Source organism: Bradymonas sediminis (assembly GCF_003258315.1).
GTDB lineage: Bacteria > Myxococcota_A > Bradymonadia > Bradymonadales > Bradymonadaceae > Bradymonas > Bradymonas sediminis.
Window position 1 is genome coordinate 4,958,225 of the sequence record NZ_CP030032.1, and the last position, 23,233, is coordinate 4,981,457.

The 23,233-nt window shown below is 62.3% G+C and carries 19 protein-coding genes; 5 read left to right on the plus strand and 14 right to left on the minus strand.

What is annotated here, in order from left to right; genetic code table 11:
- Nucleotides 1-26 precede the first annotated feature (26 nt).
- From DN745_RS18770 to DN745_RS19645, 3 genes are all read right to left on the minus strand, one after another.
- Nucleotides 27-314, minus strand: coding sequence for an HU family DNA-binding protein (locus DN745_RS18770; RefSeq protein ID WP_111337378.1), 288 nt, complete (start codon nucleotides 312-314; stop codon nucleotides 27-29).
- A 276-nt stretch (nucleotides 315-590) separates the two neighbouring features.
- Nucleotides 591-3,509, minus strand: a complete 2,919-nt coding sequence (locus DN745_RS18775; protein ID WP_111337379.1) for a TonB-dependent receptor domain-containing protein — start codon at nucleotides 3,507-3,509, stop codon at nucleotides 591-593.
- 99 nt (nucleotides 3,510-3,608) lie between these two features.
- Nucleotides 3,609-4,817, minus strand: coding sequence for a thrombospondin type 3 repeat-containing protein (locus tag DN745_RS19645; RefSeq protein WP_204355044.1), 1,209 nt, complete (start codon nucleotides 4,815-4,817; stop codon nucleotides 3,609-3,611).
- 339 nt (nucleotides 4,818-5,156) lie between these two features.
- Here DN745_RS19645 and gap point away from each other — a divergent pair, with 339 nt between their 5' ends.
- The 4 genes from gap to DN745_RS18800 all read left to right on the plus strand — a co-directional run bounded on the left by gap (nucleotide 5,157) and on the right by DN745_RS18800 (nucleotide 9,115).
- Nucleotides 5,157-6,164: a type I glyceraldehyde-3-phosphate dehydrogenase gene (gene gap, locus DN745_RS18785; protein ID WP_111337381.1), complete on the plus strand. Its 1,008-nt coding sequence runs from the start codon at nucleotides 5,157-5,159 to the stop codon at nucleotides 6,162-6,164.
- A gap of 98 nt (nucleotides 6,165-6,262) precedes the next feature.
- Entirely contained in the window at nucleotides 6,263-7,486 is a 1,224-nt protein-coding gene (locus DN745_RS18790) for a phosphoglycerate kinase (RefSeq protein ID WP_111337383.1), read from the plus strand.
- Between the two features lie 57 nt (nucleotides 7,487-7,543).
- On the plus strand, nucleotides 7,544-8,311 hold the full coding sequence (gene tpiA, locus DN745_RS18795; protein ID WP_111337384.1) for a triose-phosphate isomerase: 768 nt from the start codon (nucleotides 7,544-7,546) through the stop codon (nucleotides 8,309-8,311).
- Nucleotides 8,312-8,509: 198 nt separating this feature from the next.
- Nucleotides 8,510-9,115, plus strand: coding sequence for a DUF4241 domain-containing protein (locus DN745_RS18800; RefSeq protein ID WP_162687789.1), 606 nt, complete (start codon nucleotides 8,510-8,512; stop codon nucleotides 9,113-9,115).
- Between the two features lie 15 nt (nucleotides 9,116-9,130).
- Here DN745_RS18800 and rph read toward each other — a convergent pair whose 3' ends face one another.
- From rph to DN745_RS19650, 9 genes are all read right to left on the minus strand, one after another.
- The gene (rph, locus tag DN745_RS18805; RefSeq protein ID WP_111337388.1) at nucleotides 9,131-9,901 is read right to left on the minus strand and encodes a ribonuclease PH; all 771 of its coding nucleotides are present in this window, start codon (nucleotides 9,899-9,901) and stop codon (nucleotides 9,131-9,133) included.
- 65 nt (nucleotides 9,902-9,966) lie between these two features.
- Complete coding sequence (gene orn / locus DN745_RS18810) at nucleotides 9,967-10,515, minus strand: oligoribonuclease (RefSeq protein ID WP_111337389.1); 549 nt, start codon at nucleotides 10,513-10,515, stop codon at nucleotides 9,967-9,969.
- A gap of 166 nt (nucleotides 10,516-10,681) precedes the next feature.
- Entirely contained in the window at nucleotides 10,682-12,142 is a 1,461-nt protein-coding gene (locus DN745_RS18815; RefSeq protein ID WP_111337391.1) for a CheR family methyltransferase, read from the minus strand.
- Nucleotides 12,143-12,149: 7 nt separating this feature from the next.
- Nucleotides 12,150-13,274, minus strand: coding sequence for a chemotaxis-specific protein-glutamate methyltransferase CheB (cheB, locus tag DN745_RS18820; RefSeq protein ID WP_162687790.1), 1,125 nt, complete (start codon nucleotides 13,272-13,274; stop codon nucleotides 12,150-12,152).
- Between the two features lie 178 nt (nucleotides 13,275-13,452).
- A complete protein-coding gene (locus DN745_RS18825; RefSeq protein ID WP_111337394.1) occupies nucleotides 13,453-14,841 on the minus strand; it encodes a PP2C family protein-serine/threonine phosphatase in 1,389 nt (462 codons plus the stop codon).
- Nucleotides 14,838-15,845, minus strand: a complete 1,008-nt coding sequence (locus tag DN745_RS18830) for an FHA domain-containing protein (RefSeq protein ID WP_111337396.1) — start codon at nucleotides 15,843-15,845, stop codon at nucleotides 14,838-14,840. The genes DN745_RS18825 and DN745_RS18830 overlap by 4 nt, the downstream gene beginning before the upstream one ends.
- 55 nt (nucleotides 15,846-15,900) lie before the next feature.
- Entirely contained in the window at nucleotides 15,901-17,019 is a 1,119-nt protein-coding gene (rapZ, locus tag DN745_RS18835) for an RNase adapter RapZ (protein ID WP_204355045.1), read from the minus strand.
- A gap of 45 nt (nucleotides 17,020-17,064) precedes the next feature.
- Nucleotides 17,065-17,826, minus strand: coding sequence for a Stp1/IreP family PP2C-type Ser/Thr phosphatase (locus DN745_RS18840; RefSeq protein WP_111337807.1), 762 nt, complete (start codon nucleotides 17,824-17,826; stop codon nucleotides 17,065-17,067).
- Between the two features lie 259 nt (nucleotides 17,827-18,085).
- Nucleotides 18,086-19,750 carry an early set domain-containing protein gene (locus DN745_RS19650; RefSeq protein ID WP_204355047.1) on the minus strand — a complete coding sequence of 555 codons (1,665 nt, stop codon included), beginning with the start codon at nucleotides 19,748-19,750 and terminating at the stop codon, nucleotides 18,086-18,088.
- 217 nt (nucleotides 19,751-19,967) lie between these two features.
- Between DN745_RS19650 and DN745_RS18850 the strand changes: the two genes are divergently transcribed.
- Nucleotides 19,968-20,624: a deoxynucleoside kinase gene (locus DN745_RS18850; protein ID WP_111337398.1), complete on the plus strand. Its 657-nt coding sequence runs from the start codon at nucleotides 19,968-19,970 to the stop codon at nucleotides 20,622-20,624.
- A gap of 76 nt (nucleotides 20,625-20,700) precedes the next feature.
- On the opposite strand, the gene DN745_RS18855 is transcribed toward DN745_RS18850, so the two are convergent.
- A complete protein-coding gene (locus tag DN745_RS18855) occupies nucleotides 20,701-21,897 on the minus strand; it encodes a WD40 repeat domain-containing protein (protein WP_111337399.1) in 1,197 nt (398 codons plus the stop codon).
- A gap of 39 nt (nucleotides 21,898-21,936) precedes the next feature.
- On the minus strand, nucleotides 21,937-23,220 hold the full coding sequence (locus tag DN745_RS18860) for a hypothetical protein (protein ID WP_111337401.1): 1,284 nt from the start codon (nucleotides 23,218-23,220) through the stop codon (nucleotides 21,937-21,939).
- Between the last annotated feature and the right edge of the window lie 13 nt (nucleotides 23,221-23,233).

The window sequence follows — 23,233 nt, forward strand, 5'->3', positions numbered from 1 at the left end:
GTGCCGTCAGGCGCCGGAGCTGCGATTTAGTTGATGAGATCGTAGAGCGTCGGCGACGGCTTGAATCCAACCGAGTTGGATGCCTCGATTTTGATCTTCTCGCGCGATTTGGGGTTGCGGCCCATGCGCGCCTTGCGGTGCTTGATCTTAAAGGTGCCGAACTTCGGGTAGGAGAAGCGCTCCTCTTCTTTGATGGCCTGGGAGACCGTGTCAAAGACGACGTCGAGCAGCGCGCGCACGTCCTTTTTGGTCAGCTTAATATCGACTTCGGCGGCGCCCTTGGTGACAGCGTCAATCAACTCTGATTTCGTCATACTCGTTCCCTATGAAACACTGGTTTGGGTTTATAACGCTCCGCCCAAACGTGTCGATTTTTGTCCATTTCGGACAGCCTTCCACACAGGGCCGAGGGTCAGTGCACGGCCCCCAGCACCAGCTGCGAGACCGCGTTGCTTCTTTATTTTTTGAACTAAAGGAAGCTTAAGAATGCGGGGTACCAGTGTCAAGGCGCCAAACCCCTCCAATCGCCCTATATACAAGGGTTGGGCGCACTTTTTGGCGAAAAAGTGCGCCCAAATTCGCGGCGCGCCCTAAAAACGCCCGTTCACGCCCAGGGTCGGGATGATCGGCAGCCCCGGAACCGGGCCGGATTCGCGGTAATTGAAGTTATTGGAGCGACCCTCTTCGTTGACCGCGTTATAGGCGTTGAGCACCTCGATATAGGCGCCCAGGATGAAGCTATCGAACACGAACTTCTTGTCGATGCGCACGTCGAGCTGGTGAAAGGTTGACTTGCGGGCCGACAGCGGCCGCCCGTAGACCGGCTGATAGCGGTCCTGATCGGCGTCCCAAACCGCGCCGGCGATCGGCGTATAGGGTGAGCCGGTGACCAGGCGGAAGCGCCCGGAGATGTCGATCTGGAAGGGGAGGTTATAGCCGGCGACCAGCGACAGGATATGGGTCTGGTCGTAGCGAAATAGGTCGTAGCTCTCGGTCTTCTGGTTAAAGCGCTCGGCCCGGCTCAGCGTATAGGCGACCCAGCCGAAGAGGTTATTTTGCGGGCGATGGCGCACCATCAACTCCAGCCCGTAGGCGCGCCCCTTGGCGTTATTGTCGAGCAGCAGATTCTCGACCTCGCCCTGGGCGTTCTCGACCACGGCGTTGGTGCTGTCGACCAGGTCGAACATCGAGCGGTAGAAGAGCGTCGTGTCGACCTCGAGGTATTCCAGCGGCCGCCACTCGGCGCCCAGGGCGTAGTGAATGGCGCTCTCGAAATCGAGGTTCGGGTTGCCGAGCTCTTTATCCGACTCGTTGGGCAGCGGCGGCTGGGTGAACAGGCCCACGCCACCTTTGAGCAGCAGCTCGTCGTTGAGCTTGAGGCGGGTGCTAAAGCGCGGCGACACCGAGGTGCGCGCGATATCGCCATAATGGTCGATACGAACGCCCGGGGTCAGCTTGAGCGCCTCAATTGGCTTATAATTGGCCTCGATATAGAAGGCCGGCTGCAGCAGCGGGGCGGATTGCTGGGTGATGATGCCGTTTTTGGAGATGGCGAATCCACCGGGGCCGCCGCCCTCTGCGCCGGTCGCCCCGTTGCCGCGGCCGGGGTCGGCGTCCTGGCGCGGGACTTCGAGTCGGTAGTCGACATTGCCGAATTGGAGGTCGGCGCCCACGCGCAGGTTCAGGTTATCGGCGACGTTGATCTTTAAGTCGTTTCGAACCTGGGTCTGATAATAATCGGCGAAGAAATACAGGTTTTCGGCCAGGTCAAAACCGGCGCGGTTGAGGCCAAACGAGACCAGCGCCTCGTTTTCGATGGCTTCATTGGCCGGCTTCCACTCCCAGCGAAGCTGGCCGCGGTGAAAGAGTTGGCTAAACGAGAGCCCTTCGATCTGCACATCGGCGTTGCCGATGGGGCCGTCATCATCGTCAAAGATGGTCGCGACCGTGTCGTCGGAGCCGTAGAGAAAGAGCTCGAGCTTATTCTCCTTATTCGCCCGCCAGGTCAGCCAGCCCTGATAATCATAATAGCGCGGCGAGACGGTCACCTGGTCGGTGAGCTCCTCGGGCGCAAGCACCGGCAGCACGGTGTCGATATAGCTGCGGCGCGCCGACAGCGCGAAGCTCAGGTTCTCGGTGATCGGCCCCTCGAATTGAGCGGTGGCGTCGATAAGATCGACCTCGGCGAAGCCGTGGAAGCGGTCTTCGCGCGGAGAGCGCGTGCGCAGGGCGACGATGCCGCCGGTGGCGCGCCCGTAATAGGTGCTGAAGTTGCCGGGATAAAAGTCGACCGCCTCCAACATCTCGGAGCTGATGACCGCCGGGCCGCCCAAGAAGTGGAAGACCAGCGGGATGGAGTCGCCCTGCAAAAAGACCTTGGTGTCTTCGGGCGAGGCGCCGCGCACGATGAGGCTGCCGCTGACATAAGAGGGGCGGGCGACGCCCGGCAGGTTCTGGACCACGCGGACCGCGTCGCCGCCGGTGCCCGGGATGCGCCGAAGCTCGTCGAGCTCGATACGCTTGCGGCTGATCTCGGTCTCTTCGCGGCGCGCGGTCGTCTTGACCGTGAACTCGTCATAATACTCGGCGCGCAGATAGAAGACGCCGCCGGTGACTTCGCCTTCTTTGACCTCGACCTCTTCGCTGAAGGTCTCGTAGCCGTCGGCCCCGAAGATGAGCCGGTATTTGCCCGGGGCGAGGTCGCGGAACGAGAAGATGGCGTCGGCGTCGCTATATTCGGTGCTGAGCTCTTCGTTTGTATTGGCGTCAATGACCCGCACCTCAATGCCGGCCAGTGGCGTGCGCGTGCCGGACTCGCGGACCTCGCCGCGCAGGTTCACCGGTGCCTTGGTGAAGCGATAGGCCACCTCGACCTCGTCGCCCGAGCCCAGCTCGACGATCTCGGCGCGGTCGGGATACCCGGGCGCGCTTAAGTCGACGCGGTAAGTCCCCGGCGGGACGCCCTCAAACGAGAAGCTGCCGTCCTCTTTGACCGACATTTGGGCGCGCGGCGCCGGGTCGTATTCGTCGCCCTGGTATTCGATGCCGACCGTCGCGTCGTCGATGATGGCGTCGGTCTCAAGCTCGACCAGCCGGCCCCGGAAGATGGCGGGCATGATCGGCAGCGAGAAGTCGATGGCGAAGTTCAGGCTCACCGCCGCCGGCTGATTATTGACCTCGGCCGGGCTAAAGACGAATTTTTTGGCAGCGGCGACCGCCGCTTCGTCCAGCCCATAGCCGAGCCCGGAGAGCACCTCAACCTTGGTCACCTCGCCGGTGGCCGAGATGGTCAACTCCAATTGAACCGCGCCCTCGATCCCGGCGTCCACGGCCTCTTGAGTATAGTCTGCCTCGGGGGCCTCGAGGAGCTCGGGGGCTTTTGTCAGGCGCGCGGCGCCGGCTTGCTGCTGGGCCGGGCCTTCCTGGGCCGAGCCGTCATCCTGCTGGGCCAGCGCCGTGGCCGGCAAGCTCGCCAGGGACAGCGCGATGATCAATTGCAAATACTTCATCAGAGACTCTCAATACATAAGGGCTGCAAATTGGTCGCGCCCAAAAACAATAGATAATTCAGTGGCCTATCGGGTGCGTCTGGGACGCATCTTCTCGCCTTACCAGCCCACCACGCGAACCTGTCGCTCGATAAAATCTTGGCCGAGGCGTCCATCGCGGACCACCGACCAGATATAGATATCGCAGGCGTCGCCGATGCCATCGCCATTGGAGTCGCGCTGGTCGGGGTTATTGAGCGGCGCGCAATTATCCGCGCCATTGCTCACCCCGTCGCCGTCATAATCGGACTGCGACGCGTTATAGGGCACCACAAATTCGGTCTCGCTGGCGTCGAGCAGCGTGTTTTTGTCGTCGACATAGAGGCCGGATGCCTGGTCGACGTCGCCGTCGGAGACGAACCAGCGGAAGATGAAGACTTCGGGCTCCGGGTCAAGCTCGGTCTTGTCGGAGCCGTCGGGCGCCGGGGGCGTCCAGATCTCGACGCTCGCCGGGTCGACGACCGAGCGCACCAAGAAGGGGATGCCGGCGAGGATGGGCGTCGGCTCGTCCTCGGCGATGGGGTGCCAGCCGGCGCTGGGGTTGTCGACCTCGGCCTGAGTCAGCGCGTCGACCCAGGGAAGCGCCGCGCGCGCCTGGTCGAAGTGGGCGGGCTTGGCCAGCTTGATCTCGACGCCGGTGACGTCCGGGTTCAGGTTTTTAGGCGTCTTCGGCCCGGTGGACAGCTTCATACGCTTGCGCGAGATGATCTCGTCGTCGCTGCTGGTCGCGACCAGGCGAATCGAGATATCGAAGCCCTCCTCGCAGTTTTTGACCGGCAGTTGGTCGGCAAATGGCGAGTCCTCGGCGGCGTCGGTGATGGCCGAGAGGATGGCCTCGCAGAAGCCGTTGATGACCTCGGGGGTCGCAGGATACGCGAAGTCGACCTCTTTGCCGCTGCCAAGGCTAAAGAAATCCGGCGGCAATTCGGGCACGCTGCCCTCGGCGCCGTCTTTTGCGGCCTGCTGTTGAATGATCGCGTTGAGCTGCTCGACGGTCACCGGGCATTCGTAATTATCGCTGGTCGACACCCGAAAAGGGCACCACTCCCAGGCGTAGTCGATGCTGTCGTCGGGCGCGTGGTGGGCGAGGGCGCGCAGCTTGGCGACTTCGCCGCCATCGAGCACCACCGGGTCGGCCTGGATGGCCAATACGCGCAGCTTTTTGACCCGCCAATAGGGCGCAAAATCGGGACCACAGCCACTGCTCAAAATCGCGCCCATCGAAATGGCGCCCAATATGCAGATTACCCGCAACCGCTCGTTCAACATAGATAGATGCCGCATGTCATTTTGCCCAGAATACAAATGATTATTTCAACAATCGAATCGGCGCTATCATGCACCAGCGCCGCGCTGAAATCCAGCGCTGTGCTCACCGCGCGCGCACTTTGGCGATACTTTGGGGTAACGCCAAAATTAGGCCCTTCCATTTTCGGCGCATGTGACTAACTTGTCCAAGAATCACGCCGCGCGCATTGACACTTGCGCCACAGTTACTATCTACATATGAGCCGAAACTGGGCTTTGATTGAATAAATTAAATGACGCACGAGCGTTCGAGATATCAACGCTTTTATTTTCTCACCTATTTTATAAGGGAGTCTTATCATGACAATTCGTATTGGTATTAATGGTTTTGGTCGTATCGGTCGCTGCGTGGGTCGTATTTTGATGGACGATCCGAACGTGGAGCTTGTGGCCGTCAACGACCTGGCCAGCCCCGAGCAGCTAGCCTACCTCTTCAAATATGACACCGTTCACCGCAAATTTGACGGCACCGTTGAGGCTGGCGATGGCCAGATCACCATCGGTGGAAAGACGGTCAAGGTCCTGAGCGAGCGCGACCCGGCGAAACTTCCCTGGGGTGAGCTTGGCGTTGACTATGTGATCGAGAGCACCGGGCTGTTCCGCAACCGTGAGAAAGCCCAGCTTCATATCGACGCGGGCGCCAAATTCGTGCTCGTTTCGGCGCCGGGTAAAGGCCTTGACCTCTCGGTTGTTTACGGCGTGAACCACACCGATATCGACGTCGACACGATGCAGATTATCGACGTGGCCAGCTGCACGACCAACTGCCTTGCGCCGGTGGCCAAGGTCCTCAACGACAACTTCGGCATCAAGTCCGGCCTGATGACCACGGTCCACGCGTATACCAGCGACCAGGCATTGCTCGACGCGCCGCACAAAGACTTCCGTCGTGGCCGCGCCGCCGCGCAGAATATGGTCCCGACCTCCACCGGCGCTGCGATCGCGGTGGCTCGCGTCATCCCCGAGCTTGAAGGCAAGCTCAACGGCATGGCCGTGCGCGTGCCGACCCCGGACGTCTCGCTGGTCGACCTGGTCTGCGAATTCGAGAAAGACGTCACCGTCGAGTCCATCCACGCCGCGCTTCAGAAAGCCGTCGAGGGTGAGTTCAAGGGCGTGCTCAACGTCACCAGCGACCCGGTCGTGTCCACCGACCAGATGGGCGACCCCCACTCGTCGGTCGTCGACCTGGGCCTGACCATGGTCAACGGCGACCGTATGGCCAAAGTTGTCAGCTGGTATGATAACGAATGGGGCTTCTCCAACCGCATGGTCGACGTGCTCCACTACGTCGCAGCGCAAAAAGCCTAATTGTCGCGCCAACGAGGCCCGGGTTTTGTCGTGTGACGGCAAAGCCCGGGCCTTTTCTGCCTCGCTTACCTTTCTAAACCACCGTAGAGCTCAAATTCATGGATCTTACCGGCATCAAATTTATCGACCAGATTGAGTTGGCCGAAAAAAGCATCTTAATTCGCGTTGATTTCAACGTTCCGCTCGACGCCGAACAGCAGATTACCGACGACACCCGCATTCAGGCCGCGCTGCCGACCATCCGCTACGCGATGGAGCAGGAGGACACTAAGGTCATCCTGATGAGCCACCTGGGGCGCCCCAAGGGCAAAGTCGATGAGTCCCTGAGCCTGAAACCGGTAGGGGAGCGCCTCGCCGAAATCCTGGGCGTCGAAGTTCTGATGCCCGAGGATTATGGCGGGAAATTCGTCCAGAAGCTCATCTCCGATATGCGCAATAAGCAGATTATGCTGCTGGAGAATCTGCGCTTTGAGCCCGGCGAAAAAGGTGGCGACCCGGCGTTTGGGCGTCTGCTCTCGGGGCTGGCCGATGTCTATATCAACGACGCCTTCGGCACCTCGCATCGCAAACACGCGTCGATGTATCATGTCGCGAAATATTTCGACCGCTACCACAAGGCCGCGGGCTTCTTGGTCAAAAACGAGCTGGAGCAGATCAGCAAGCTGACCAGCTCGCCGGCCACGCCGTTTACCGCGATCGTCGGCGGCGCGAAGGTCTCTGATAAATTGGGCGTCCTCAACACGCTGGTTGAGCGCGTTGACCACCTGCTGATCGGCGGGGCGATGGCCTATACCTTCCTCAAGGCGAAGCGGGTCGAAGTCGGCAACTCGCTGGTCGAAGAGGACTTCGTCGAGCGCGCGCGTGAGATCATGTTCAAGGCGACCCAGCGCGGCGTGGATCTTCGCCTGCCGGTCGATCACGTGGTCGCGGCGTCGATCGACGCGGACGCCGACAGCGTTGAGAGCAGCCCGCGCGCCTCGATCCCCAAGGGCATGGCCGGGTTCGATATCGGGCCGGTGACCATCGACCAATATAAGGGGATCATCGCCGATTCGAAGAGCATCTTCTGGAACGGTCCCATGGGCGTCTTTGAGCGTGAGCCTTTCGCCAACGGCACGATGTCAGTGGCCAAGGCCATCGCCGAGAGCGACTCCTTCAGCGTCATCGGCGGCGGCGACTCCGCGGCGGCGATCAACGTCTCCGGCTACCAGGACGAGATTAGCCATATCTCGACCGGCGGGGGCGCGAGCCTTCAGATGCTCGAAGGCAAAGAGTTGCCCGGCATCGAAGCGCTGCGAGCGAATTACCCGTTTGAATTTTGAGCTCTAAATACTGAGTGATTATTTCCCCATTTTCATTACTTATGCTCGAGAAAAACCATGCGTAAACCCATCGTTGCTGGCAATTGGAAGATGAATAAGTCTTTGGCGGAAGGGCGCGCCCTCGCCGCTGGCATCGTGGAGGCGGTGGCGAGCTATAAGGGCTGTGATATCGTCGTCGCGCCGACCGCGGTGAGCCTCGCCGGGGTCGGCGAGGTGCTCGGCGATAGTAACGTCCGCCTGGCCGCCCAGAATATGCATTGGGCCGAGGGCGGCGCGTATACCGGCGAGTTGAGCGCCGCGATGATTAAGGACGTCGGCTGCTCCTGGGTCATCCTTGGCCATAGCGAGCGGCGTCAGTATTTCGGCGAGACCGACGAGGGCGTCAATCACAAGGCGCTCGTCGCGCTGAAGGCCGGTCTTACGCCCATCGTTTGCGTGGGTGAGACGCTTGAGGAGCGCGAGAGCGAGCGCACCTTGCAGAAGATTGAGCTGCAGGTGCGCGCCGCCCTGGCGAGCATCAGCGCCGCAGATGCGTCGCGCGTGGTCATCGCCTATGAGCCCATCTGGGCCATCGGCACGGGCAAAACCGCGTCCTCCGACCAGGCGCAGGCCATTCATCTGGAGATTCGCAAGATTGTCGCCGAGGTCTTCGACGCCTCGGTGGCCGACGCCATGCGCGTCCTCTACGGCGGCAGCGTCAAGCCCGCCAATATCGCGGAGCTTATCGCCCAGCCCGATGTCGACGGCGCGCTGATTGGCGGGGCCAGCCTGAAGGTTGAGTCCTTTAGCGAAATCGCAAAAATCGTCGACGAATACACCGCCTAAATCACGCGCAGGCCACCTCGGAGTCATCCGGGGTGGAATGCCGTCGCGGATGTGTGCATTATTAAGAGGCAGTGAGGAGTTCTTTGGTTGAACTCGCTCTGGAGCCCTCCATCACGCCGACATCCGACCATGCTACCTCATACCTTTCGCCGCTTCGATGACGGAGAGACCGTCGCTGCACTCGGCTACGACATCGTTATGCGACGTCGTAACGCAGGTATGCTCGAGCTCCCGACCGGAGAGCTCGTCGCCTGTGACCCGCTCACATTTCTTGACACCGAGCCCTTCGACATCGCGATCGAGCCGGGCCGCTATCCCGTATTGCTATTCGTCGCCGAGCTGCGCGACGAGAGCCGGCTCGCCTACGCCATGTTGGAGGTGAGCCGGGAGAGGACCGTTCGCTGGAAGCGCGCCGATGTGCAAGAAGACGACGTGCGCCGCACGCTCTTCGACCCGCCCGATGGCGGCTATCCGGTCGACTCCTCGGTCGGCTCGTTTATGGACGCCCATACCGCGGGCGTCTTGATGAATTACACGCCGCTATTGGAAGACGATGAGTTTCCGCGCGCAATCCACGGCGAGATGCGGCGCCAGCAGCGCCAGGGCTTTGCCTGGGCAAACCTCGATATTCGCCAGAGCCTGGGCATTCATAGCGGTCAGACCCTGAACCTCATCACCTTTGAGACGGGCTTTGGCCCCGGCCTCTACGAGACCTGGGTGGGGCTCGACGAAAAAGGCCGAGTCACCCGGGTCGTCAGTGACTTCCAGGTGCTCGACCTTCATTTTCGCAGCTTCCCGATGTGACTCGGGCCGGGCAGATTACGCCTTTTTGAAGAGCTTCGCGTAGATCGGCTCCTGGGGCAGCGCGGCCTGCTGGGCCGCGCTGAGCTCGGCGATGCCTTTGCCCGCCAGCTCGAGCATCGCGAGCAATTCGGCGTGCGAATAGGTGGACTCTTCGCCGGTGCCCTGAACCTCGACGAAGCGGCCATCGCCGGTCATCACCACATTCATATCGACGTCGGCTTTGCTGTCTTCCTCGTAGGGAAGATCAAGCAGCACCTGCTCGCCGATGACGCCGCAGGAGATCGCGGCCAGGCTCTGGCGAATCGGCATCTCGGCGATGGCGCCGCGCTCAACCAGGCGGCCGCAGGCCAGCGCGAGGGCGACGAACGCCCCGGTGATCGCGGCGGTGCGGGTGCCGCCGTCGGCCTGAAGCACGTCACAATCCAACCAGATGGTGTGCCCCGGCAGCTTCTCAAGGTCGCAGACCGCGCGCAGGCTTCGCCCGACGAGGCGCTCGATCTCGCGGGTGCGCCCGCCGGCGCCGCGGCGCTCGCGGCGAAAGCGCGGCGCTGTGGCGCCCGGGATCATCGAATATTCGGCGGTCACCCAACCCTTGGCGGGCTCGGCGTCGCGCATCCAGCGGGGCACGCTATCCTCGACGCTCGCGCTGCAGAGCACGCGGGTCTTGCCCATCGTGATCAGCACCGACGCCTCGGGGGCCTCGGTGAAGTCGGTCTCGATCGTCACGGGGCGAAGTTCGTCGGCGGCGCGGCCATCAAAGCGAGTCTTATCGGTCGGGGTTCCCATTTTTCATCCTTTCTATTTTGATGGGTTTCATCGAAGTGCTCAGCGTTTTCGCGGGCTCTTTCGGCTCAATATTGTTCCACGAAAATATAGTCGCGATACCAGCGAAGCTCCTCGATCGAGCCGCGGATATCATCGAGGGCGCGGTGGTTGGAGCGCTTGACCGGGGCGCGCATCTCCTCGGGGTACCAGCGCGCCACGAGCTCCTTGATCGAGGAGACATCGACGTTGCGATAGTGCAACCAGGAGCTGAGCTGGGGCATATATTTATAGAGGAAGCGGCGGTCCTGGCCGATGGTGTTGCCGCACAGCGGCGCGCGGCCTTCTTCGGTGTGGCGTTGCAAGAATTCCAGGGTGCGCAGCTCGGCGTCCAGGCAGCTGATCTCGGAGGCCAGCACGCGGTCGATGAGCCCGGAGTCCCCGTGGTGGGTGCGGTTCCACTCGTCCATCGTGTCGAGCTGGGATTTGGGCTGGGAGATGACCAGGCAGGGGCCCTCTTCGATGATATTGAGCTGTGAGTCGGTCACAATCGTTGCGATTTCGATAATCGCGTCTTCCTCGGGGTCGAGCCCGGTCATTTCAAGATCGATCCAGACCAAATTTTCGCGACGTGCCATAGGTAATGCCTTTTTTCGGTGATATTTGTGGGAAGGTTTCGCCGTCGAAACCTCCCATCGAAGTCGTTTATGAAGTCGTAGGTGAGCTGTTGGATGGGCGAGCGACCGCGTAAAATCCCGGCGCTTCGTCTGATGCGCTATGCCTGACACCCGGGAGGTGGTTGCGTCAATCCAGAAACTTATTTCCGCGCAAGCGCTCGAGGTATTGTTTGGAGAACGCCTCGGCGCTCTCGGGGTCGGTCATCGCCTGTGTCAGCGCGCGGTTGAGGCGAGTCATGCCGGCCGACAGATGCGGCTCCGAGCGCAGCCCCTCCAGGGCCTGGCGCAGCGCGCGTTTTGCCCGGATGGGGTCCTGAATGCGCAGGTAGATGCGGGCGCTCTCGAGCGCGGCCACCCAATTCATCGGGTCCAGAAACAGCGTCTTTCGGTAGGTCGCCAGCGCCTGGGAACACGCCCCCTCCAGGCCGAGCATATACGCCATCAGGCAATAGGTTTCGGGCACAAATGGGTCATACGACGCGCTCGCCTCGCAACACGCCAGCGACGCCTCCATGCGCCCGTCGACCAGATGGTCGATGGCGTTTTCTAGCAGGAGCTCCGCGGCCTCCTGAGAGCTGTGCTGGATGCCGATATCCGAGGTCACCTCCTCCAGGGAGGTTGAGTATTTGGGCGGCATCGCCGGGGATTTAAGCTTCGGGACCGGCGACGATTCGGGTGGGCGAAGCGCGAAGCCGACCGTGCGCCCGGGCGGCGTGACGCTGAGCCGGTACACGAACCCGCCGCCCTGGCGCGCCGCGCGAAAGGGCACGAGCTCTTTGGCCATGTCGCCGGTGTGCAATTGTTCGCTGGAGCCCAGCAGCAGGTAGCCTTCGGGGTTGAGGCCCTCCGAGAAGAGGCGAAGCACGGTCTGAATGGCGGTCTCGGAGAAATAGATCAGCACATTTCGGCAGAGGATTACATCCCATTTTCCCCCGCCGCGCGGCAGCGGCGGCGGGGATAAAATATTATGGCGGCGAAACTCGACCAGGTCGCTCAATGATTGGGTGATCGCCCACTGCCCATCGGCGGTGTGCTCGAAATAGCGGGTGTGATGGAGGGGAGAGGTGCGCCGAAGACTCCAATCGCCGTAGACGCCGCGGTGGGCGTGCTCGAGCGACTCGGTGTTGATGTCGGTGCCGAGCACCTGAATTGGCACGCCGTTGTCGACGCCGATCATGGCCACGGTATAGGCCTCCTCGCCGGTCGAGCACCCCGCGCACCAGACTGTAATCGGCCGGTGATCTCCGGCCTCGGCGCGCGCCTTGCCCAGGTTGGCGAAGACCGTGCCCAGCGCGTTTAGCTGCGGGGTGTCACGCCAAAAGCAGGTCAGCCCATTGGTCACCAGGTTGGTGAGCTGTTGAGGCTCTTCGTCGGTGGGCGATTGGGTCTTTAGGAACGCGACATAATCCAACGTCGACGCGTAGCCGAGGTGCTCGGCGCGTATGCTCAAAAACTCTTCAACCCGGCGCGGCGCGCTGCCCCTGAGCTCCATGCCGGTCCAGGTCGACAAGAGGGAGCAGGCTTGCAACACCGAGGGGCATTGGGGGGCCTCGGAGGCCGCGTTAATTTTTGGGTGGAAATCTGTCATCAGTTATTCACTTTCTCGCGTGATGCGATTTAGACTGCGTATTCTCAAAGAAGGTGCCGACGATCTCTTGGACCCGCGTGGCCATATGGGGCAGCTCGACGATCTCGCTGACGACCCCGCGCTCCAGCGCCGCGCTCGGCATGCTATAGACCACGGAGCTGGCCTCATCCTGGACCAGCGTGACCGCGCCGCTGCGGTACAGGGCGGCCATGCCGAAGGCCCCGTCCTGGCCCATGCCGCTGAGCACCAACCCGATGGCGCGCGGGGCGGCGTGGCGCGCCAGGCTGCGCAGGAGCACGTCGCCGCTGGGGCGATACCCCGCGACCGCCGGGCCGTCATAGACCTTAAGCGCGCCCGTCGAGCTCAGCTCCATCTGCAACTCGGTGGGCGCGACATAGACCGTGCCGGGGCGGATACGCTGGCCATTCTTGGCCAGGACAACATTGACCTGGGAGTTCGCGTCGAGCCAGCGCGTCAGATGCACCGCGAAGCCGCGCGTAATATGTTGGACCAATAAGATCGGCGCCCCGAAGTCAGCCGGCAGCGCGCCCAGGAACTCCCCCAGCGCCCGCGGGCCGCCGGTGGAGGCGACGATGCCAAGGATCGGCGGGCTCTCCTTTGGCTTGGTGGGCGCGGGCGTTTTGCGCGCCGGGCGGTTGTCCTCTATTTTCGCCGCGTTCGTGGCTTTTGATGCCGACGAGTCCGGCAGGCGGTCGCGCACATGGCGCACCACCGGGATGCCCGCCAGCAGGCGCATCTTGCGCAAGAAGCCGAAGCGCTCCGCCTCGCGCATCGGCACCTCGCCGGGCTTCGACACCAGGTCGAGCGCCCCGGCAGACAGCGCCTTAAAGGAGAGGTCGACCCCGCCGCGGTGCGGGTCGGCGGTCACCACCAGGATCGGCGTCGGACAGGTCGCCATAATTCGGCCGGTCGCGGTCAGCCCGTCCATCACCGGCATATGGATATCCATCAGGATCAGGTCGGGCTTGAGCTGCTCGCACAACTCCACCGCCTTGGCCCCATTGGTGGCCAGGCCGACCAGCTCCATATCGGGTTCTGACTCGATTAACTCGCTAAGAACCGTGATGAAGAGCGAGCTATCTTCGGCAATAAGGATGCGGATGCGTCCCAAAAAAGACTCCAAAATAATGTCGGAAATTGGCGTTCGAACTTTTCCCTTCGGCATCCTAAACGATTTTCGAATTGCTCAACAGGGGAATGGGCCAGATGGGGCGGTCGGAGGTGAAATAAGCTGCAGCGGTGTTGGTCGCTGAAGTCAGCCCATCGCGCGCAGCCACCTGCGCCGCGGCCTATTCCACGCGGATCGCCATGGCCGTTGCGTTGTCGCGGCCGACCTGGCGAAGCGCCTGGTTGATAAGCGCGTCGACGAGCTTTTGCGGGGCCGTGGCGTGCATGGCGACAAGTTGGCCGAGGCGCTCGGCCGACAGTTCGTCGTGCACCCCGTCGGAGGTCAGCAAAAAGAGGTCGTTGGGGCGAACCTCAAAGCCGATATGGTTCATCTGCGTTAGATCGACCGGTGCGTCGCTCAGCGAGGTCGCAAAGGCCGGCGAGATGCCGTCGACGCGCGAGGGTTCGAGCTCCATTGATGTGCTCAAAAACCGCGAGATTGTGCGGCTATTTGTGTCGGCCTGTTCCGGGTTTGTCGGGGGCTCGCCCAACTCCTTAAAGATGCTGGCCAGGGTGTGGTCGCGGGTGATGGCGAGGAGCGCGCCGTCTCGGATCAGCACGGCGCGCGAGTCGCCGGCGTGGCCGACGCCGGCGCGGTTTCCGGCCAGAATAAGGCAGGTAAAGGTGGTGCCGCCGCGGTTCTTTTCGGGGGCAAATTCGCCCTCGAGCGCCAGGCGTTGGCTGGTGATATGCACGATCGCGCGCGCGAAGTCCCCCGGGCGGCGCGCGATCTCCTCGCCGCCATAATGCGCCATCGCCCGCCCAAACGCCCGGCAGGCCGACTGGGCCGCCAATGCGCTGGCCCGCTCACCGTCGTGGATCCCGCCGATGCCGTCGGCCACGCAGAAGAACCCGACGCTCTGGGTCATCGAGCCCAGCGATGACTCCATCAAGACATAGGCGCAGGAGTCCTGATTATTTCGCCGAAACACATAATTGCCGACCGTCGAGCGCGCGCCGACCCGGTAGGTGAATTTGCGCAGCACCTCGCGCCGAAGTTGCTCGAGCGCGTCGCTGAGGTCATTGATGTCGAGCATCGCCAATTCGCCATAGGGCGACACGCAGGTCGCTACCAGCTGCGGCAGGCCGGGGTGCAATAAGCCGATCTCGGCCATCGTCGCGCGGTCCTGGAGCAGCGCCGCCATCTGGTGGCCGCCCGGGTAGGTTTCGCCCATGAAATTCTCGTACGCCAGCTCACCGACTAGGCGGCCGTCGCGCCAGATCGACTCGGCGGCGAGCCCGCTCATGCTCCGGTCCTCGACCGCCCTGCAGCGCGGCGCGGCGACCAGATAGAGGGTGCCGCTGGCCGCGTCGAGCGCCAGATCCTGGCGATTCACCCCGCGCAGCTCCAGCCCGCGGCGATGATATCGCTTGATGGCGCGCACCAAGTTTTGCAGGCCATGAATCGCCTTCTCTCGCTCGACGCAGGCCCAGAGTTCGTCCGTGAAAGGTTGGGCGCTGGGCGGCGGTGTGTCCAATAGTTGGGCGGAAGGCTGGAGGGCCGAAGTCATGAGGGCTCCTCGCTGGGGGCTGCGCCGTCCAGGCGCGGCGCGACGCCTTCGGTCCAGTCAACCAGGGTCGGCGCGCCCAGCGGCCGGCGGGTCAATTGAACGCCTCGATTCGGGCAGTAGAAGTAGAAGAAGTTACTCCCCAGGGCCAGCTCATCGCCGTGGGAAAGCACCGCGCTCTCGCCGATCTCCTGGCGATTGATAAATGTCTTTTGACGCTTGGTCAGCGGGGTGACCCGGAACTCCGAGGCCCGGGTCGTCGACTCAAGGTATTCGCCGCCGATGCGCGCAGCGGACGGCGCCACGGCGCGAATCTCTGCGTGCAAAAAGCCGATATATTTCGCTTCGCTCGGGTAGAGCCCCGCGAGGTCGACATCGGGCTGCGCGGGTTTTTTGGCCGAGTGCTCCCAGGGCGTACGCACCTGAAGATCTTCGCAGGATGGCAGCGTGCGCCCGATGACCATCGCGGTCTTCGGGGACAGCTCGATGGTGGGCCCGCATGGGGCGCCGTTTCGACATAAAAAGAGCGCGGCCGTCTCCGCAGACCCCAATAGGGCGCGGCAGGCGTTCTTCCAGGCGGCCAGCTCAATATCGAGGCCCTCGAAGCGGTAGCGCGCGCAGCCAATCTGGAGCGCGTCGCCATCCTCGATGATGTGGTGTTGATTATAGGTTTCGAGTCGATCTTCGTTTACGTGCGTACATGTCCCCGGGGCGAGGTGGCGCACGCTCCATTGCGCGTCGTCGTTGAGCGTCATCTGAAGATGCGGCGCCCCAAGTTGGTAGAGTTCGTGCTCCTGGAGCCCGCCTAAGGTCAAATCGACGGGGCCATTGGGCGGGTAATATCGTCCGATAAGAAGGTCCGGGCCGTGCAGATGCTCCACGCGCCCGCTGTCCAAATGGACCAGGCGCGCCAGAGCGGGCAGCGCGTGTGGTTGGCGAAGCTCAGGCGCGCGTGCCATGCGCCAGCCGCGCAGAATATCCAGATTGATCTCACCAAACTCGCCCATCTTTACGGTCCTCGGTGCGTCCTCTTGCGTAAAGCCTACGGCGAGGTCTGGGGGGTTATTTTTTGATGTCTCGGTGGCGAACCTGCGCCTGCCAGCCGCGGGTCGCCAGGCGCTCGGCGATCGATTCGGACACCGCCACCGAGCGGTGTCGCCCGCCGGTGCACCCGATGCCGATGGTCAGGTAACTCTTGCCCTCGCGCTGGTACATCGGCAGCATAAAGTCGGCCATCTCCTGGAAGATCGACACAAAGCGCGTGGTCTGGGCGAAGCTAAAGATATAGTCGCGCACCGCCGGGTTCTGGCCGCTCTCGGCGCGCAGGTGCTCCACAAAATACGGGTTGGGCAAGAATCGCAGGTCAAAGACCAGGTCGCACTCCAACGGTAGTCCGTATTTAAAGCCGAAGCTCAGCACGGTGACCTGTAATTCGGGCTTCTGGTCGCCGCCGAAATGCTGCTCCACGAAGGCTTTCAGGGTGTGAACCGTGTGCTCGGAGGTGTCGATGACCTCGTCGGCGCGGTGGCGCAACTCCTCAAGATATTCGCGCTCGCGCCGAATCCCCTCGCGGATGGTCACCGAGGTTGAGCCGGGGGATGCGTCGCCGTCAGCGTTGGGCATTTGCCCCACGGGGTGGCGCCGGCGGGTCTCGCTGAAGCGGCGCACCAGCACGTCTTCGGCGGCCTCCAAGAACATGATGCGCATCGGCACGCCTTCGTCGCGCATCCGGTCGATCATCTTGCCGGCCTGGGCCAAAAACTCGCGGCTGCGCGTGTCGATGACGAAGGCCAGCGACTTCAGCGACCCGCCGTCGGCGGCCAATTCGATGAGCTTGGGTAAGAGCGGCACCGGGAGGTTATCGATGCAGAAATAGCCCAGATCTTCGAGGGCGCGGATCGCAGTGGATTTTCCCGAACCGCTCAACCCGGTGACGACCACGACGCGCGGGGCGTCCTTGGCCAGGCGCGACTCGCTGGCCTGGCTCAGGCCGTGGCTCGCCTCGCTTAAGCCTTCGGGCGAAAATGCTGATTCAAATGATGTGTGTTCGGCAGCGGAAGGATCGCCGGGCGGAAAAAACGTCGTTTCCGTGGCGGACGCGCCGGCGGGTGTCGCAGGCGCGCTGGAGGGTTTGGTTATCTGAGATACTTCGTCGGCAGTTTCCTGCGTCTCGTCGCTCAATTTCCGACCTTCCTCTTTTTGGGGGAGAACTATGTTCGCATATCCCTAGGCGATTTGTACGACCGCCACGGTGATATTATCGGTGCCGCCGTTTGCGTTGGCGGCGTCAATTAGTTCGGTGCAGCATTGCTCAAGGTCATCGTAATTATCGACCATGATCTGACGAATCACGTCGTCGGTGATCATGCCGTTGAGCCCGTCCGAGCAGAGCATATAGGTGTCGCCCGGCTGCGGTTTCTCGGAGTTGACGTCGACCTGAACGGTCTCTTTCATGCCCAGGGCGCGCACGATGACGTTTTTGTGCGGGAAGTTCTCGATCTCTTCTTCGGTGAGATCCTTCATCTTAATATAGTCGTTGAGCAGCGAGTGATCTTCGGTGACCTGCGTGAGCTTGCCCTCGCGCAGCCGATAGATGCGGCTGTCGCCGACATGGCCGAAATAGGCGGTGTCGTCGACGATCAAGAGCGCCACGATGGTGGTGCCCATGCCGCGCTGCGCCGGGTTTTGGGTCGCCGACTCAAAGATGCGCAGGTTCGATAATTTGATGCCTGCGTTGAGTCGGTTGGCCTCGTATTCGCGGCCCTTTTCCATCTTATAGGGCCAGGTGATCTCCTGATCCTTCGAGGTCTCTTCGAAGAAATCCGACAGCGTTTGCACGGCCATCTCAGAGGCAACCTCGCCGCTCGCGTGGCCGCCCATGCCGTCGGCGACCAGATAAAGACGTTCCTCCGGAACCAGGAGGATATTGTCCTCGTTATGAGCACGTTTCATGCCCACGTCGGTCTTGCCAGCGTATCGAATTTTCAGAGCCAAAGTGACACCCGGATGCTATTTTTTTTCAATTTCTCGACTCCACGAGGCGAGAAGGCAGAATACAACAGAATAAGGCTGCAGAAACAAATATCATAGGCCCCTATCCCACGCAAGATCATCGGTTTTTAATCTTGGGGGGCCGGCTCGAAGCGGTCCGCCAGCCAGCGGCAATCTACATCGACCGCGGCCGGTCTGGTTCATGCGCGCGTGAGCCAGGGCTTGGCAGGAGCGCGTATCGCGTAAAGTGAGTGGTTCAGGGCCCGCAGGCGCTGCACTGACTCCAGGTGTCGTTTGTTATCATCGGTGCGGTGATGTTGAGTTGGCGGTAGACGGAGGAACCGGCGACCCCGGCCGCGCAGGCGCCGTTAGCGGGGACGCTCTCCTCCACGGTGTAGCCATCGGCAGTGTAGAGGTAGTCCAACGGTCCGGCGCCGAAGGTGAACGTCCCCTCCCAGACATCATCCCCGTCATCGTCGGCCAGCTCGTACCCGGTGTTGCACCAGTTGCAGAATGGGCCCGAGATGGAGACGGAGGAACCAATCGTCACGCCGGAACAGCCCAGGTCGACGCGGAAGGTGACGGCGTAGGTGCAACTGTCGTCATCGACTCCGGCCGCCGGGTCAAAGTTGCTGGCGCCCGGGTCGGTGCAGCCCGGCGCTCCGGTCCCGCCGCCGCTGCCGAAGCGGACGTCGTCGATATAGTAGACGGCGTCGCCGTCATCGGCCCCCGAAGTGCCAAACGCCGGAAAGACCGAGATCTTGTTGTAGGCGTAGCTCTCGTTGAACGGGTCGGTCCCGGGGACCTCGTTGTCGAAGTCGAAGGTCAGCGTCTCCCAGGTGTTGGCCTGCGTGACGGTGGCTTCGGCCTGGACGTGGCGGGTGGCGTCGTAGGCGTCTTCGACCTTCAGCCGCACGAGGGTCCCGGCCACCGGCGCGTGCACGCGCAGGTTGAGCTTGCGCCTGCCTTCCACGAACGGGATGGCGCTGGCTAGCCCTGGGGTCTGGCCCAGGATGACCCCGGAGAGCGCGCTGGCGCCATCGGGTTTGGTGCTGCTCAAAACGGAGTTTGTTCCCCCTGCGGGGTCGGGGGAGATCGCGGCCTCTGCCCTCCCAAAGGCGGCGATATTATAGTCGATGGTCGCGTCATCAAAGGTGATCGGCAGGTCGACGGGGAGCAACGGTGCTTCACCGCAAGCGACGCATTGCCCCCAGGTATGGGTGAGGCGTGTCGGGCCTTCGATGGTGATTTGCCGATTGGCGAAGGTGGCACCATCGGTGATCACAGCGCAGCTGCCGTCCCCGATGATATTCTCTTCGGTCTGGAAGCCGCCCGCGACGTATTTGAACATGAGCTGGCCAGGGGCAAAGGAGAAGGTCCCCTCCCAAATGCCGTCGTTATCGTCGTCGGTGAGGTCGAAGCCGGTGTCGCACCACTCGCAGAATGGGCCCGAGATGGCCACGGGCGGCGTGAGCGGCGAGTCGGGGCAGTTGGTGTCGACGCGGAAGGCGACGTCGAAGGTGCAGGTGCCGTCGTCGACCGTGGCGTCCGCGTCATAGTTGTTGGCCGCTGCGTCGGTGCAGCCGGTGTTCGAGTCCGAGGCGTCCGAGTCCGAGGCGTCCGAGTCCGAGGCGTCCGAGTCCGAGGCGTCCGAGTCCGAGGCGTCCGAGTCCGAGGCGTCCGAGTCCGAGGCGTCTGAGTCCGAGGCGTCCGAGTCCGAGGCGTCTGAGTCCGAGGCATCCGAGTCTGTGGCGTCCGGGTCCGAGGCGTCCAGTTCGGGGACACACACGCCCGATTTACGCTCTTGGCCCATCGGGCAGTCTGTCGAATTGTCCGAATCGCCGCTACACGCGACCAGGGTCGCGCACATCAACACGCTGGTAAGTCGCAGCCATTCACGCAGGGATCGCGTAACTCGCATCGCACTCCTTTAGATGTTTTGAGGAGAGCCCCAGTGGCTCCGTCATTTATTCGGTTTATCTGTTGTTTACATTGAAGTCATGCGCATTGAGTGTCAAGAACGTGCGCAAAAAAGCCGATGAATTTTGGCCGCGGTATTGACCCGATCCAAGGCCACGCGCTACACCGGCCCCCGCTGAAATTGTATTCGTGTTCCCCTCCGATCTGCTGCGGTATCTATGTCCACTCCCAACCCCAACTCTCCGCGCTATATCGTCATCGAAGGCCCCATTGGCGTGGGGAAGACGACGCTCGTCAACCTGATGGCCAAGCGCTACCAGGGCAATACCGTCCTGGAGATCTTCGAGGAGAACCCCTTTCTTGAGCGCTTCTACCAGGATCGCGACGCCTACGCGTTTCAGACCGAGATGTTCTTTTTGCTGAGCCGCTACAAGCAGCAGGAGCAATTCGCCCAGCGCGACCTCTTTTCGGCCCTGTCGGTCAGCGATTACCTCTTCGTGAAGAGTCGCCTCTTCGCCAGCCTGACGCTGTCGGACCATGAGTTGGCGCTCTACGATCGCATGTACACGATCCTCACCAATCAGATCCCCACGCCCGACGTGGTGGTGCACCTGCACGCGCCGCTCGACGTGCTCCAGGGGCGCATCAAGAAGCGCGGGCGCTCCTACGAGGAGAATATGGACCTGGATTATCTGGACCGGCTGCGCGGGCTCTATCACAACTTTTTTGCCCATTATGATGAGTCGGCGCTGATCGAGGTGGACACCTCGGACGTCAACTTCTCCGAAGACCCGGCCGCCCTCGAGGCGCTGATGGCCAAGATCCAGCGCGCCTATCAGCTGCGCAAGGCGCCGGCGCAAGTGATTGAATTTTAAGCGTTAAATTGTGCGCATAAAAAGACCCCAGACGGCGACGCCGGCTGGGGTCTTTTCGTTTCGTGCACGCTCAGGGTCAGTCTCTTTGCCACTCCAGCGACTCGCCGTTTCGGCGAAATGCGTTGACGAGCGCGCCGGTCGAAGTGTCGAGGACCAGGATCCCGGAGTCGGCGCAAATGGCGAGCTGGCGGGCGTCGGCGGAGAACTCGAAGCCGCAGATCTTGGCGGAGTCCAGGCGGGTCGTCCAGCGATAATCGCCGGACTTAAAATCGCGCATCGCCACGACCCACTGGCCGTCGGATTTCTCGAGCACCGCGAAGCTCTCGGCGAGCTTGGGCGAGGCGGCGACGAATTCGCCGCGCGATTCTTTGCTCCAGGGGAGTTGGACCGGGCGGGCGCGCTCGATGACGCGCAATTGGCCGTCGCGGGTCGTCGCGACGAGGTAGGATTGCGACAGGCCGAGCGATTTGCCCGCCCCGGGCAGCCGCCCGACGCCGTCGACCTGGTCGGGGGTGGCGAGGTTCCAGCGAAGGATATCGCCATCCGTCACTCCCATCACCAGGGAGTCATCCGGGGTCACCACGACCTGGCCGCTGGCCGGCGGCAGGCCCACCGAGAAGTCGGCGGTCTGGCGCATCGCGACGCGTTTGAGGTCGCGGGTCGACGCTTTATCAAGCTTCTTTTCGGACTTCTTCCACACGTGCAGGGCGCCGCTTTTTTCGGCCGCGTAGAACCCCGCGCCGCTTGTAAAGAAGCCGCCGACCTTCAGGTCTTTGACCTTCGAGAGGCGAAAGAGCACCTGGTTGTCGCGCAGGCGAATCACGGTCGGTGGCGTCGAGGCGATAAACGCAAACTCGGCCGACGGCGACAGGGCGACGAGCGGGCCGAGCTCTTCGCTGGCGCGATGGAGGGTGGCTTCGCGGGTCTTCGCGTCGAGATCGACCCATTGGCCGTCGGCGAAGCCTAAGCGAAGGTGGCCGCCGCGTCCCCAGGTCATCGCGCTGACCCTGGCGCTGGTCGCCTCGGGAAGAAAGGTCGGCAAGGTTGCCCCCGCGTTGGCCCGAGATTCGGAGTCTGAGTCCCGCGCCTCGCCGTGCCCCAACGCGCTTTGCGCGCCTGCGGTTGGGTTCGAAGCGCCGGCGCCCGACGGCCCCGCGCAGCCGGCCCACAAGAGCGCGCCGCCCATCACCAGGGCGCCTGCGACCCCTCGGAGTCGCGTGGTCTTTGCGGTGAAATTCGAGTCGAGCGGCCCAGAATAACGCTTGGGATTCATATGCTTACTGCATCAAAAAAGTGCGGGGATTACCGAGGATTAATCAAGCCACTCAATATAGCTGGTCTTCACGAAGAGGCTCTGCAGGTTGAGGTCGAAGGACTTCGCCGCGTCGCCGCGCCAATATTTTAGGCCGCAATGCCAGGCCGGGAGTCCGTCTTCTTTGGTGCAGTGACCGCGCTCAATCGCGCCGCGCAGCGTATAGTCGGGCGGCGAGTTCTCGTCGCCGTTCCACACGGCGAGGAAGTGATTTCCGACCGGAGTCGGGGTGGACTTGTCGAGCTTCTGCTGAATCGTGGCGGCGTCTTGGGGCGCGACTTCTTCGGGCGTCTCCTCGCTCTTGGCGTCTTCTTCGAGGTGGAACGCGAGTTTGCAGGTTTCTCGCCAGCGGCGCACCAACTTCGAGTCGGCGGCGCGCGCGCCCATATTGGCGGCTTTGGCCAGGCCAAGGGAGGCGGCGCGCGCGGCCTTTTCGTCCGGTGAGTTCACCACCCGGCAGAGCATAAAGGCGGCGCCGACCCGAAGATCTGCGTTATAATTCGGGAGCTTCTCGCTCTGCTCGATATGCCACATGCCGGGTTGGCCGTCGGCCGAGAAATTGCCCATCCCGTGGGCAACCCGCGGCATATCCGCCGCCAGCGTTTTGGCGTCGGTCATCTGAAGATGCTTCTCGACCATATCCAAGACGTCGACGCCCTGGTCCGGGGCGAGTTTTGCGAGCACGCGCAAGCAGGCCGGCTGGGCGCGAAAGGTCTGCGTCATGCCGCAGAGGCGTAGCCAGCGGGTGAACTCGGGGGTCTGAGGGATGGTGTTGTTCTGGTAAAAATATTTGAGGAAGGTCGCCACGATATCGGGCGCGGCGTAGAAAAACTGCGTCTGCTCCCAGAATTTCTCCAGCTCCGCGTGAACCTGAAGGTCGCTTGAAACCTCGCCGTTAATATAAGCGCCCATCAAGCAGCCCCAGGGGGCGAATTGGGCGCCGCGCGCGACGACCTTCGCCAACTCTTCGTCTGCCTGGGCGGCCAGGGCGCCGCTGGTCAGTTGCGGGCGCACGTTTTCGCAGGTCTTTTCGGCCACCTCGCGCGGCCCGAAGCGAAAGGCCTCGATCGTCTGGTCGAGTTCGGTCTTGGGTTCTTCTTTCGCGCCGGCGGCGGCCTGGGCGCCCTCAATGAGCGGGGCGGGGTCGGGGCGTCGCTCGCGGAAGAATAGGAAGAGCGCGATGCACAAGAGCATGCACACCGCCCAGCCCAGCACCAGCGCCATATTCAGTTCATTGAGATCTTCTTCATCCGCAGAGCCGGGGATATGTAATTTATTGCTCATAAGCCCAATAGAC